General features: G+C 31.4%; 17 protein-coding genes and 1 tRNA gene. All 18 read left to right on the top strand.

Annotated features, from left to right (window positions below; genetic code table 11):
* Positions 1–49 precede the first annotated feature (49 nt).
* The 18 genes from Q0998_RS03785 (at position 50) to Q0998_RS03700 (ending at position 11,767) form a co-directional block, all read left to right on the top strand.
* A complete protein-coding gene (locus Q0998_RS03785; RefSeq protein WP_299666467.1) occupies positions 50–472 on the top strand; it encodes a hypothetical protein in 423 nt (140 codons plus the stop codon).
* A complete protein-coding gene (locus Q0998_RS03780) occupies positions 473–748 on the top strand; it encodes a TIGR03643 family protein (protein ID WP_299666464.1) in 276 nt (91 codons plus the stop codon).
* A 161-nt stretch (positions 749–909) separates the two neighbouring features.
* On the top strand, positions 910–1,137 hold the full coding sequence (locus Q0998_RS03775; protein ID WP_299666461.1) for a hypothetical protein: 228 nt from the start codon (positions 910–912) through the stop codon (positions 1,135–1,137).
* Between the two features lie 76 nt (positions 1,138–1,213).
* Positions 1,214–1,429 (top strand): hypothetical protein, encoded by a 216-nt coding sequence (locus Q0998_RS03770; protein WP_299666458.1) that lies wholly within the window; start codon positions 1,214–1,216, stop codon positions 1,427–1,429.
* 6 nt (positions 1,430–1,435) lie between these two features.
* The gene (locus tag Q0998_RS03765) at positions 1,436–2,119 is read left to right on the top strand and encodes an SDR family oxidoreductase (RefSeq protein WP_299666455.1); all 684 of its coding nucleotides are present in this window, start codon (positions 1,436–1,438) and stop codon (positions 2,117–2,119) included.
* Between the two features lie 4 nt (positions 2,120–2,123).
* Positions 2,124–2,600 carry a glutathione peroxidase gene (locus tag Q0998_RS03760; RefSeq protein WP_299666452.1) on the top strand — a complete coding sequence of 159 codons (477 nt, stop codon included), beginning with the start codon at positions 2,124–2,126 and terminating at the stop codon, positions 2,598–2,600.
* Between the two features lie 2 nt (positions 2,601–2,602).
* Complete coding sequence (locus Q0998_RS03755; RefSeq protein WP_299666449.1) at positions 2,603–2,776, top strand: Lacal_2735 family protein; 174 nt, start codon at positions 2,603–2,605, stop codon at positions 2,774–2,776.
* Between the two features lie 3 nt (positions 2,777–2,779).
* Positions 2,780–3,241: a TspO/MBR family protein gene (locus Q0998_RS03750; RefSeq protein WP_299666446.1), complete on the top strand. Its 462-nt coding sequence runs from the start codon at positions 2,780–2,782 to the stop codon at positions 3,239–3,241.
* A 1-nt stretch (position 3,242) separates the two neighbouring features.
* Positions 3,243–3,707, top strand: coding sequence for an SRPBCC family protein (locus tag Q0998_RS03745; protein WP_299666443.1), 465 nt, complete (start codon positions 3,243–3,245; stop codon positions 3,705–3,707).
* Position 3,708: 1 nt separating this feature from the next.
* Positions 3,709–5,013, top strand: coding sequence for a deoxyribodipyrimidine photo-lyase (locus tag Q0998_RS03740; protein WP_299666440.1), 1,305 nt, complete (start codon positions 3,709–3,711; stop codon positions 5,011–5,013).
* 174 nt (positions 5,014–5,187) lie between these two features.
* Positions 5,188–5,261 (top strand) — tRNA-Thr (locus Q0998_RS03735).
* A gap of 218 nt (positions 5,262–5,479) precedes the next feature.
* Positions 5,480–6,481 (top strand): NAD(P)H-dependent glycerol-3-phosphate dehydrogenase, encoded by a 1,002-nt coding sequence (locus Q0998_RS03730; protein ID WP_299666437.1) that lies wholly within the window; start codon positions 5,480–5,482, stop codon positions 6,479–6,481.
* Positions 6,482–6,551: 70 nt separating this feature from the next.
* On the top strand, positions 6,552–7,157 hold the full coding sequence (gene udk, locus Q0998_RS03725) for a uridine kinase (protein ID WP_299666434.1): 606 nt from the start codon (positions 6,552–6,554) through the stop codon (positions 7,155–7,157).
* 2 nt (positions 7,158–7,159) lie between these two features.
* Positions 7,160–7,477 carry a septum formation initiator family protein gene (locus Q0998_RS03720; RefSeq protein WP_299666432.1) on the top strand — a complete coding sequence of 106 codons (318 nt, stop codon included), beginning with the start codon at positions 7,160–7,162 and terminating at the stop codon, positions 7,475–7,477.
* A complete protein-coding gene (locus Q0998_RS03715; RefSeq protein WP_299666430.1) occupies positions 7,477–8,838 on the top strand; it encodes a methylmalonyl-CoA mutase subunit beta in 1,362 nt (453 codons plus the stop codon). Before Q0998_RS03720 ends, Q0998_RS03715 begins: the two co-directional genes overlap by 1 nt.
* A gap of 11 nt (positions 8,839–8,849) precedes the next feature.
* Complete coding sequence (locus Q0998_RS03710; protein ID WP_299666428.1) at positions 8,850–9,170, top strand: hypothetical protein; 321 nt, start codon at positions 8,850–8,852, stop codon at positions 9,168–9,170.
* Entirely contained in the window at positions 9,163–11,223 is a 2,061-nt protein-coding gene (gene scpA, locus Q0998_RS03705; RefSeq protein ID WP_299666426.1) for a methylmalonyl-CoA mutase, read from the top strand. Before Q0998_RS03710 ends, scpA begins: the two co-directional genes overlap by 8 nt.
* A gap of 34 nt (positions 11,224–11,257) precedes the next feature.
* Positions 11,258–11,767 carry a lactoylglutathione lyase family protein gene (locus tag Q0998_RS03700; protein WP_299666424.1) on the top strand — a complete coding sequence of 170 codons (510 nt, stop codon included), beginning with the start codon at positions 11,258–11,260 and terminating at the stop codon, positions 11,765–11,767.
* Positions 11,768–11,793: the final 26 nt, after the last annotated feature.

The following is an 11,793-nucleotide window of genomic DNA, read 5'->3' as shown; positions in this document are numbered from 1 at the left end:
TCATATCTTCTTTTGTTAAACATAATTGATTTTTTCGTATATTTGAATAATGATATTTAACACAACATACAGAAACAAAGACGCTACTGCAACTATCAACGATTTGCTAGGAAAATCTTACAACTTTTTTCAAGCAATGAAACTAGGTGGTATTGGTTCAAAGAGAATGGTTGTAGAAGAAGTAAGTTCTGGTTTTTTAAATGTGATGAATACAGTTTCAGATATCAATTATGGCAATATCGAATTAAGAGAGAAAGGAATTATAGTGCACGTAAACAAAGGTTTAAAAAACTATAGTTGGGCAATACCTTATTATCAATTGCATACTTACAAAACTGAAGGTTTCAGTATTCATGCCCAAGGAAATTTTGTAAGGTTTAAGAGCAATAAACTACTAAAAGAAAATAAAAAATTTATTGACAGACTAATAAATATTAAGGTTGAATTTGATAAACAATATGAATTCCAATAGATGAAAGAATTAAGTGGCATATCTATTGATAGAATTATTGAAATGGCTTGGGAAGACAGAACAACTTTTGAAGCAATACAATTTCAATTCGGTTTAAAAGAGCAAGAAGTCATCGACGTAATGCGAAGAGAGATGAAGCCAAAAAGCTTCAAAATGTGGCGAAAAAGAGTCCAGGGTAGAAAAACCAAACACGAAAAGTTAAGAACATTTGAAAAAGGTAGATTCAAATGCACTAGGCAAAGATCAATATCAAATAATGCGATAGCAAAAAGATAAAATGATAACAGAGGCACTGTTAAAAGAAAAAGCTTCAGATGGTATAAATGAGTTCTCATGTACAATATTTTGAGATGACTATTTATTAATCCCTATAAAATCTGATGATTTTAAACTTTTTGGTGAGTCAAAAAATTATAAAGTACACGAAATTACTAGATATGGAAAAATTAATTGAAAAGGCACTAGAATTTGAAGTCAGAAAGATGAGATTTCCTACAACTAGCGATCGAATTATGGCGGCCAGAGAAGCCAAAGAACTCATTTTAAGCCTAAATGAAATCTATAAAGAGACTAATGATGCTAATATTATGGATATCATGAAACGCTTAACTGTTATAAAGCAACGTATTGAGAGGCGTTTAAAAGGAAAACCTTTAACATCATAATAAACTCACTTTTCTCTTGCACTTCTAACAATTATATTTATATTCGAAAATTAGATAAATCGAATATAAAAATAGAATGACGTTAAAAGAAAAGGCAGTAGAATTTGAAACAAGAAAATTCTCATTTAAAACAACAAGTGATAGAATTTTAGCTTCTAGAGAAGTAAAAGCTTTAGTATTAGAGCTAAACGAAGTATATAAACAAGAAAAAGATCCAGAAATAATGGATCTTATGAAGCGCTTAACAGTTGTAAAACAAAAAATTGAAAAGCGCTTGAAAGGAAGACCCTAAAAGCACATGAGAAAAATAATAGTAATTGGAGGAAGCAAAGGAATTGGACAAGCAATTGTAAATTCCTTAATAGAAAAAAACAAAGTTTTTAATATCAGTAGAACAGCTCCTTTGCTAACTCATACTAATTTAACTCATTATAATTGTGATATTCTTACCGATGAATTGCCAGAAATTGAAGAAGTAGACACTTTAATCTACTGTCCTGGTAGCATCAATTTAAAACCAATTTCTAGATTAATACTAGATGATTTCAGACAAGATTTCGAAATTAATGTGATTGGTGCAGTAAAATCAATTCAAAAATACTTACCAAAATTAAAAAATGGAATACAGCCAAATATCTTATTATTTAGCACCGTTGCTACAAAATTAGGAATGCCGTTTCATGCAAGTGTAGCTGCTGCAAAATCTGGTGTAGAAGGTGTAACCAAATCTTTAGGTGCAGAATTAGCACCAACAATTCGTGTAAACGCAATTGCTCCAACAGTAACAGACACAGACTTGGCATCGAAACTGTTAAGAAATGAAAGAATGATAGAAAATATCACAGAACGTCATCCTCTTAAAAAGTTTTTAAAACCCACAGAAGTTGCAGACCTGGCAAATTTTCTAATTTCAGAAAAGGCAAGCTCTATTTCAGGTCAAATTTTTGAACTTGACTGCGGAATCGTTAATTTCAAAATATAACAACATGACAAACCTCTATGAAATTGAGATCAATAGCTTACAAAATAAAGCTATTGACTTATCTGAATATAAAAACAAATACCTTCTTTTTGTGAATGTAGCCTCTAAATGTGGTTTTACATCTCAATACAAAGAATTAGAAGAATTGTATAAAATGCACAAAGAAAATTTGATGATTATTGGCTCTCCATGCAATCAATTTGGAAGTCAAGAACCAGGAGACTCAGAAGATATTGAAGCTTTTTGTAAAGTGAATTTTGGTGTTACTTTTTTAATGACTGAAAAAATTGATGTAAAAGGTAGCAATCAACATCCATTATACATTTGGTTAACAGATAAAAGTTTCAACGATCATAAAAGTTCTACGGTAAAATGGAATTTTCAAAAATACTTGGTTTCTCCAGATGGTAAATTGGTAGATTATTATTTTTCTATTACCAAACCATTGAGTTCTAAAATTACAAAACACTTAAATTCATAGCGATGTTTGGTTTATTCAAAAAAAAATCTGAAGTAGATAAACTTCAAGAACAGTATAAAAAATTAATGGAAGATGCATATAAACTGCAATCTATCAATAGAAGCGACAGCGATCAAAAGTATTTAGAAGCAGATCATATACTAAAAAAAATTGAAGCCATACAAGCGAAATCTTAAAAGATGAAACAACTAAAACTAACCCTACTTTTCCTGATTATAAATTTTAGTGGTCTGGCTATTGGAAGTTGGTTGATGGAAAATGGTCCTTTATCAACTTGGTATACAAATCTAAATCAAGCTCCTTGGACACCGCCAGGTGTTGTTTTTGGTATTGCTTGGACATTTATAATGATTTGTTTTTCTATCTATTTAGGAAAACTTTTTATTGAAGAAAACAATCAAAAAAATAAAAGTATTTTTCTTTTACAATTTATACTAAATGTAAGTTGGAACTTTATTTTCTTTCATCAAAAATTAGTTTTGTTTGCATTGGTTACTATTGCTATTCTAACGGCTCTGCTATTTATGTACTTTTTTAAATTCAGTAGTAAAGTTGGTAATTACAAATACTTACTACTTCCTTATATGATCTGGTTGTGTATTGCAACTTCTTTAAATCTATACATTTTAATACACAATTAACATGAAAATATATACGCTTCATAAAAAACAGCAGTTGCCAATCTCTCTAGATGAAGCTTGGAAATTTTTATCAAATCCTAAAAACTTAAAAATAATTACTCCAGATTATATGAGTTTTGATATTCTTTCTAAAATAGATAGACCTTTGTATATTGGGCAAATTATTCAATACAATGTTACACCTCTTTTAGGAATAAAAACAAAATGGGTTTCAGAAATTACACATATAGAAGATAAAAAATACTTTGTAGATGAACAAATGTATGGTCCTTATGCACTTTGGCATCATAAACATTTTGTAAAAGAAATATCAGGTGGCGTAGAGTTAGAAGATATAATCGATTATAAAGTTCCGCTAGGTTTTTTAGGACAACTGGTGCATCCTTTTTTAGTGAAGCCAAAATTGGAAGAAATTTTTAAGTACCGACAAGAAAAACTACAAGCACTTTTTGGTAAATTTGAGTAAGATGAAAGAAACAATAAATATTTTTTGGTTTCGTAGAGACTTGCGTTTAGATGACAATCTTGGTTTTTACAATGCTTTAAAAAGTGATTTCCCTGTACTTCCAATTTTTATTTTTGATGAAGAAATTTTAAACAAACTGCCAAAAGATGATGCTCGGGTAACTTTTATTTATGAAACACTTCAAAAAATGCGTACCACTTTGCAAGAACAAAATAAAAGTAGCATTGCAATGTTTCATGGAAAACCATTGGCTATTTATCAAGAGCTCATTAAAAATTACACGATACATACTGTCTTCACAAATAGAGATTATGAACCTTATGCGAAACAGAGAGACGAAGAAATTAAAGAGTTGTTAGATGCTAATAACATTGAATTTCAGACCTTTAAAGATCAAGTAATTTTTGAAAAAAATGAAGTTGTAAAAAAAGACGGACTTCCGTATGTGGTCTATACGCCCTATATGAAAGTATGGAAAGAGAGATTTAAAACACATAATTTAGATAACTATTATACAAGTTCGTTCTTAAAAAACTTAGTAAAAAACAAAAAACTACCCAATTTAAGTCTTTCTGATATTGGTTTTACAAAATCGAAACAAAAAATAGAAAATTATACGGTTACGCCTACCCTTATTCAAAACTACGAAGATACGCGTAACTTTCCCGCACAAGATGCAACTTCTAAATTAGGACCACATCTACGTTTTGGAACCGTTAGTGTTCGAAAAATGGTGCAAAAAGCCATCTCAGAAAAAAACGAAATATTTTGGCAAGAGTTAATTTGGAGAGAATTTTTTATGCAAATCCTTTGGCATTTTCCACATACTTCAGAACGGTCATTCAAATCTAAATACGACAGAATTGAATGGAGAAATAATGAAGATGAGTTTAAAAAATGGTGTGACGGACAAACGGGTTATCCTTTTGTAGATGCAGGAATGCGTCAATTGAATGCAACAGGTTTTATGCATAACAGAGTCCGAATGTTGGTAGGTAGCTTTTTGTGCAAACATTTATTAATAGATTGGAGATGGGGAGAAGCCTATTTTGCTGAAAAACTACACGATTATGAAATGTCAAGTAATATTGGGAATTGGCAATGGGTTGCAGGTTCTGGTGTAGATGCAGCTCCGTATTTTAGAATTTTTAATCCTACAACCCAAATTAAAAAGTTCGACAAAGATTTAGAATACATTCATAAATGGGTGCCAGAATTTCAGGAACTAACTTATGAAAAAGAAATAGTAGATCATAAAGAAGCAAGAGAAAGATGTTTAAGGGTTTACAAGGAAGCCTTAAATTAATTATAATTACAAAAAATTGAAAAAGTAGAAAAGTCTTATGTTCAACAAGATATAAAGTATTAAAAATTTTGATAAAAACTTCAATAGTTATTGAAGTTTTTTTTGTGCAAAAAAATCATATTTATTTAGGTCATCTACAATTATTGTATGTTATTTGCGCTCACAAAATTAAAAGCCGATGTAGCTCAGCTGGCTAGAGCAGCTGATTTGTAATCAGCAGGTCGTGGGTTCGAGTCCCTCCATCGGCTCAATATTATAGAAGTCTCAAAATTTCTTTTGAGACTTTTTTATTTTAAAAATCCTGATTTCTTTAGAACACGTTATTTAATCTAAACAATTCCTTGATAGCTCTTCTTTAAGGATGGTCATTTTCAAGAAATTTTTATTTTCAATCTAAAAATACCAATTTAAAAAGTTGCTTAAATTGGTTATATTGCAATCTCCCATTTATTTCAAAATTAAAACTATGAAACTTAAAGTTGGCTTGTTAGGTGGTGGTTCTTGGGGAACTACTGTGGCTTCATTAACCTCAAAAAATAGTGAAACAACTTTGTGGGCAAGAAATATAGATACCGTTAATGAAATAAACAATCTTAATTCTAACGAAAAATATTTACCAAATGCAAAACTTCACAAAGGGTTAAAAGCTTCAAACTCTATAAAAGAAACTGTAGAAAATGCAGATGTAATTGTCATGGGAATTCCGTCACAGCATTTTAGAACGGTACTTTTAGAAGCAAAACCCTACATTAGACCTTGGGTGCCTATTGTTAGTTTAGCGAAAGGTTTAGAAATTTCAACTAAAATGAGAATGACAGAAATCATTAAAGAAATTTTGCCTGGTCATCCGGCTGGTGTGCTTACGGGCCCAAATCTTGCCAAAGAAATTCATTTTGGCAAAGCGGCGGCGGCTGTAATTTCTATGGTAGACAATACCATTGCTAAAAAATTACAAACCGTTTTTAGCTCTGGTCTTTTTCGTGTTTATACAAATACAGATGTCATTGGTAGTGAATTAGGTGGTGCTTTAAAAAATGTTGTGGCAATTGCAGCAGGTATGGGTGACGGCGCAGATGCAGGAGACAATACACGTTCTGCCTTAATAACAAGAGGTTTGTCTGAATTAACAAGATTGGGAACTGCCATGGGTGGAAAAAGCAGAACTTTTGCAGGCTTAACGGGTTTGGGCGATTTGATAGCTACCTGTTCTAGTTCTAAAAGTAGAAATCATCATGTAGGTTTTCAATTAGGAAAAGGCAAAAAACTCGAAGCTATTATTAATGATATGAGTGAAGTTGCCGAAGGCGTTAAAACCACAAAAGTGGTTATTCAATTAGCGAAAGATTACAAGGTAGACATGCCTATAACAGAAGAAGTGTACAAAGTTTTGTATGAAGGAAATACTGTTTTTGATGCCTTTAAAGGATTAATTACACGAGAAGTTGGTTCTGAAAAAGAACCCGGTTAGGTCTCAAATTTATTTATTTATAATATCTTTACTCTTTGAACAGAGATTTTTATCAAAAACATAATTTTTTATGCTAATTATTGGAATTGCAGGAGGTACTGGAAGTGGAAAAACCACCGTTGTAAATCAAATTATTAAACAACTACCAACAGATGAAGTTTGTGTGATTTCTCAAGATTCATATTATAATGAGACAAATAATTTATCTTATGATGAAAGAACAAAAATTAATTTTGATCATCCAAGAGCCATCGATTTTGAATTAATTATCAAACATTTAAAAGCCTTAAAATCTGGAAAAACCATAGATCAGCCTATTTATTCTTTTGTAACACATAATAGAACAAAAGACACTTTAAAAACACACCCTAGAAAAGTGGTTATTGTTGAAGGTATTCTAATATTAAACAATCAAGAATTAAGAGATTTGTTTGATATCAAAATTTTTGTACATGCAGAAACTGACGAACGTTTAATTAGAAGATTAAAGAGAGATATTACAGAAAGAGGAAGAGATTTAGATGAAGTACTCAGCAGATATCAATCTACGTTAAAACCAATGCATTTACAATTTATAGAGCCTACAAAGAATTTTGCAGATCTAATTATACCAAATGATCGCTTTAATACAGTTGCTATAGATATTGTAAGAACGGTTATAAACGAACGCCTATAAAAATGTCTATACAGGATTTAAAAAATAATAGTGCCTTTAAAATTATAACAAATATTTTTGTTTTAATTTTCATTCCGTTTTTAATATGGATGCTATTTTTTGATGAAAATTCTTATTTGATTCATAGAAAATTCAACAAAGAAATAAACGATTTAGAAAGTACAATTTCTTTCTATAAAACAAAAATAGCTGAAGACAAAGCAACCATAAAAAAGCTAGAAGATTCTTTACAATTAGAGCGTTTCGCGAGAGAAAAATATCTCATGAAAAAAGAAAATGAAGACATTTATATTATAGAATTTGATACCCTAAAAAAATAATGAGTAAATTTCTATTTAGTGAATTTGAAGGAACATCACCAGCTGCTTGGAAACAAAAAATTCAAGTAGATTTAAAAGGTGCAGATTACAATGAAACATTACTTTGGAAAACGAATGAAGGAATTACAGTAAAACCGTTTTACACAAAAGAAGACAGAACGCATAACGACTTAAATCTTCCCAAAGAAAATTATAAAATCTGCCAAACCATCATAGTTGATAATGAACACCAAGCAAATACTTTCGCAAACGATGTTTTAAAAAGAGGCGCAACTGCAATTCAGTTTGTGCTAAATAAAAAAATTGACTTCAAAGCCTTACTTCATAATATTGATTTCAATCAAATCAATACCTATTTTAAATTTCACTTTTTAGACGATGCATTTATCATTGCAATTGCTGAATATGTAGATTCAAAAAAATGCTTTTATCAAATAGACATTCTTGGAAATCTTGCAGAAAGCGGCAATTGGTATGTCAATTTAAAAGAAGATCATAAAAAATTAGAGAAAATTGTTGCCTCTTTAGACAATGCAATTTCAGTTTCAGGAGATTTGTTTCAAAATGCTGGCGCAAATAATACGCAGCAATTGGCATATACATTAGCACAAGCAAATGAGTATTTGAATCATTTTGGTGTAGAAAATGCTCATAAAATTCATTTTCAATTCTCTGTGGGTAGTAATTATTTTTTTGAAATCGCAAAACTAAGAGCTTTTCGAATGTTATGGAAAGCGCTATTGCTTGAATATGGAATTCAAGATAAAGAAGCACACCTCTTTGTACAACCTTCAAAAAGAAATAAAACATTGTATGATTACAATGTGAATATGTTAAGAACCAGCTCTGAGTGCATGAGTGCTGTTCTTGGTGGCGCTAATACCATCTCTAACGTTTCTTATGATAGTGTCTATGCAAAAAGTAATGAGTTTGGTGAGCGAATTTCTAGAAATCAATTGTTAATACTTCAACAAGAAAGTGGATTCGAAGATGCACAGTATTTTGCTGATGGAAGTTACTATATCGAATCTTTAACAGATCAAATAGCTGAAAAAGCGTTGGAAATATTTAAATTAATTGAAAAAAGTGGCGGATTTTTAAAAAATTTAAAAGAAGGTACTATTCAACGAAAGTTAAAAGAAAGCGCCAATAAAGAAGAAGAAGAATTCAACAAAAAAGAAATCATCTTACTAGGCACTAATTTACAGTCTAACAAAGATAATTTCATGAAAGATGTTATACAAACAGATCCATTTATAAAACAAAGAAACATTAAAACATTATTTCCCCCATTAATTAGAAAACGACTTTCTGAAAATTTAGAAAAAAAACGATTAAAGGAAGAAAGTAGTTCTTGTTAAAGAGAGAAACAATGCATAAACGCAACCAAATTTTATTATTACAGAACAAACAAAAAAAATTAAAAGCTGATATTAAAAAAATTAAAAAAGGCATTCCTATTTACTTATTAGGTATTGTATTTTTGATGTTTTTAGCGGTATTTGGTTTAGAGAGTATCGTGTATACTTTTTTTGGAGGAACTGTAAATTTTATAGTGATTAGTTCTTTAATTACGCTCGCGCTTTGTGGTTTTTACTTTTACAAAAGTCAAAATAAAATTAAATACAAAGAAAAAACCGCCAAAGCTATTGGTGTAAAAATATATAGTTTAATGAAACTAAAAAATGAATAGAAAATCTATTGAAAACATACAACTTATCAAAAAGGAAAAAGAAAAAAAATCTTTTCCTCACGAAGATTTTGTGGCAGGAATTGCACCTAATTTACGCGGGCCTTATGCTACAATGTATGTTAGAAGACCATGGACCATTAGACAATACGCAGGTTTTTCTACTGCAGAAGAAAGCAATGCTTTTTATAGAAGAAATTTAGAAGCGGGTCAAAAAGGCTTGTCTGTTGCTTTTGATTTAGCAACCCACAGAGGTTATGATTCAGACCATGAACGCGTACAAGGAGATGTTGGTAAAGCAGGTGTTGCCATAGATTCTGTTGAGGACATGAAAATTTTATTCGATCAGATTCCATTAGATAAAATGTCTGTTTCTATGACGATGAATGGTGCTGTACTTCCAATTTTAGCCTTTTATATTGTCGCTGCAGAAGAACAAGGAGTTTTATTAGAACATCTTTCAGGCACCATACAGAATGATATTTTAAAAGAATTTATGGTGAGAAATACCTATATCTACCCTCCTGCTCCATCTATGGAAATTATTGCTGATATTTTTAAATATACCAGTAAAAATATGCCGAAATTTAATTCAATTTCTATTTCTGGCTATCACATGCAAGAAGCGGGTGCCACCGCAGAAATTGAGTTGGCATATACATTGGCAGATGGTTTAGAATATATTAAAAAAGGCATTGATGCAGGAATGGACATTGATTCTTTTGCCCCGAGATTATCATTTTTCTGGGCAATTGGTATGGATCATTTTACAGAAATTGCCAAACTAAGAGCTGCAAGAATGTTGTGGGCTAAAATTGTGAAGAAATTCAACCCTAAAAACTCAAAATCTTTAACGCTAAGAACACATTGCCAGACAAGTGGTTGGAGTTTAACCGAGCAAGATCCTTTTAACAATGTTGCTAGAACTACAATAGAAGCGATGGCGGCTGTTTTTGGGGGCACACAAAGTCTACATACAAATGCATTAGATGAAGCCATTGCATTGCCTACAGATTTTTCTGCACGAATTGCCAGAAACACACAAATCTTTCTACAACAAGAAACACATATTACCAAAACAGTAGATCCTTGGGCAGGCAGTTATCATGTAGAAAAACTAACAGAAGATATTGCAAACAGTGCTTGGGAATTGATGTTAGAAGTTGAGGAATTAGGAGGCATGACAAAAGCCATCGAAAAAGGAATTCCGAAAATGAGAATTGAAGAAGCTGCCGCCAAGAAACAAGCTAAAATTGACAGTGGACAAGACATCATTGTAGGTGTTAATAAATATCAACTAGAACAAGAAGATCCTTTACATATTTTAGAAGTAGATAACGAATCTGTTAGAAAATCTCAAATTGAAAGATTAGAAACACTAAAATCTGAAAGAAATAGTCTAGCAGTAGAAAAATCTTTAGTAGCTTTGACCAAAGCCGCAAAATCTGGAAAACAAAACTTATTAGATTTGGCTGTAAAGGCAGCAAAAAATAGGGCTACTTTAGGTGAAATATCAGATGCTTTAGAAGAAGTATTTGGGAGACATAAAGCAGTTCACAAAACCATTTCTGGCGTGTATAGTAAAGAAATTAAAGAAGACAAACTCTTTAAGGAAGCAAAAGATTTGGCAGATAAATTTGCTGAATTAGAAGGCAGACGTCCAAGAATTATGATTGCTAAATTAGGGCAAGACGGTCATGACAGAGGTGCAAAAGTAGTGGCTACGGGATATGCAGATTTAGGTTTTGATGTAGATATTGGTCCATTATTTCAAACACCAATGGAAGCTACAAAACAAGCGGTAGAAAATGATGTGCATATTTTAGGTATTTCTTCTTTAGCAGCGGGTCATAAAACATTGGTACCTCAAGTAATTGCTGAATTAAAAAAATACGAACGTGAAGATATCATGGTCATTGTTGGTGGTGTAATACCAGCACAAGATTATCAATATTTATTTGATGCTGGAGCTGTGGGTATTTTTGGTCCTGGAACTAAAATTGCGCAAGCTGCAATAGACATGCTAACCATTCTAATTGATAGTATTGCTGAATAAAATAGCTGTTTTTTAAATTTATAAAACAAGTTATATGAATACACAAAGACACCCAAGATCGTTTTCTCATATTGGAATTACAGTTCCTGATATTCACAAGGCTGTTGAATTTTATCAAGAAGTAATGGGCTGGTATATCATTATGGCTCCATCAAAAGTTCAAAAAGAAAGTGATACTGCAATCGGACAGATGTGTATTGATGTTTTTGGTGAGGATTGGCAAGAATTTGAAATTGCTCACATGTCTACTTCAGACGGCATTGGTATCGAATTGTTTTCATTTCCAAATGGTAAAAAAGAAGCTCCAGAGTTTAATCCATTTAATACAGGACTTTTCCATTTTTGTGTTCAAGACCCAAATATTGAAGCTTTGACAGAAAAAATAGTAGCACACGGTGGGAAACAAAGAATGCCAATAAGAGCATATTATCCGAATGATAAACCTTATAAAATGGTGTATGTACAAGATCCTTTTGGGATTGTTTTCGAAATTTATACCCACAGCTATGAGCTTACCTATTCATCAGGAGCATACCAGAATTAAAATCTAACGGACTAATTTCTCGAAAA

Source organism: uncultured Polaribacter sp. (assembly GCF_947501385.1).
In the GTDB taxonomy this organism is placed as follows: Bacteria; Bacteroidota; Bacteroidia; order Flavobacteriales; family Flavobacteriaceae; genus Polaribacter.
The sequence above is the reverse complement of the archived record's forward strand: the minus strand, read 5'-3'. Positions and strand labels throughout refer to the sequence as shown.

Excerpts from the sequence above, each read along its gene's own strand:
- Q0998_RS03785 (WP_299666467.1), top strand. The coding sequence starts at position 50 with ATGATATTTAACACAACATACAGAAACAAAGACGCTACTGCAACTATC.
- Q0998_RS03780 (WP_299666464.1), top strand. The coding sequence starts at position 473 with ATGAAAGAATTAAGTGGCATATCTATTGATAGAATTATTGAAATGGCT.
- Q0998_RS03775 (WP_299666461.1), top strand. The coding sequence starts at position 910 with ATGGAAAAATTAATTGAAAAGGCACTAGAATTTGAAGTCAGAAAGATG.
- Q0998_RS03770 (WP_299666458.1), top strand. The coding sequence starts at position 1,214 with ATGACGTTAAAAGAAAAGGCAGTAGAATTTGAAACAAGAAAATTCTCA.
- Q0998_RS03765 (WP_299666455.1), top strand. The coding sequence starts at position 1,436 with ATGAGAAAAATAATAGTAATTGGAGGAAGCAAAGGAATTGGACAAGCA.
- Q0998_RS03760 (WP_299666452.1), top strand. The coding sequence starts at position 2,124 with ATGACAAACCTCTATGAAATTGAGATCAATAGCTTACAAAATAAAGCT.
- Q0998_RS03755 (WP_299666449.1), top strand. The coding sequence starts at position 2,603 with ATGTTTGGTTTATTCAAAAAAAAATCTGAAGTAGATAAACTTCAAGAA.
- Q0998_RS03750 (WP_299666446.1), top strand. The coding sequence starts at position 2,780 with ATGAAACAACTAAAACTAACCCTACTTTTCCTGATTATAAATTTTAGT.
- Q0998_RS03745 (WP_299666443.1), top strand. The coding sequence starts at position 3,243 with ATGAAAATATATACGCTTCATAAAAAACAGCAGTTGCCAATCTCTCTA.
- Q0998_RS03740 (WP_299666440.1), top strand. The coding sequence starts at position 3,709 with ATGAAAGAAACAATAAATATTTTTTGGTTTCGTAGAGACTTGCGTTTA.
- Q0998_RS03730 (WP_299666437.1), top strand. The coding sequence starts at position 5,480 with ATGAAACTTAAAGTTGGCTTGTTAGGTGGTGGTTCTTGGGGAACTACT.
- udk (WP_299666434.1), top strand. The coding sequence starts at position 6,552 with ATGCTAATTATTGGAATTGCAGGAGGTACTGGAAGTGGAAAAACCACC.
- Q0998_RS03720 (WP_299666432.1), top strand. The coding sequence starts at position 7,160 with ATGTCTATACAGGATTTAAAAAATAATAGTGCCTTTAAAATTATAACA.
- Q0998_RS03715 (WP_299666430.1), top strand. The coding sequence starts at position 7,477 with ATGAGTAAATTTCTATTTAGTGAATTTGAAGGAACATCACCAGCTGCT.
- Q0998_RS03710 (WP_299666428.1), top strand. The coding sequence starts at position 8,850 with ATGCATAAACGCAACCAAATTTTATTATTACAGAACAAACAAAAAAAA.
- scpA (WP_299666426.1), top strand. The coding sequence starts at position 9,163 with ATGAATAGAAAATCTATTGAAAACATACAACTTATCAAAAAGGAAAAA.
- Q0998_RS03700 (WP_299666424.1), top strand. The coding sequence starts at position 11,258 with ATGAATACACAAAGACACCCAAGATCGTTTTCTCATATTGGAATTACA.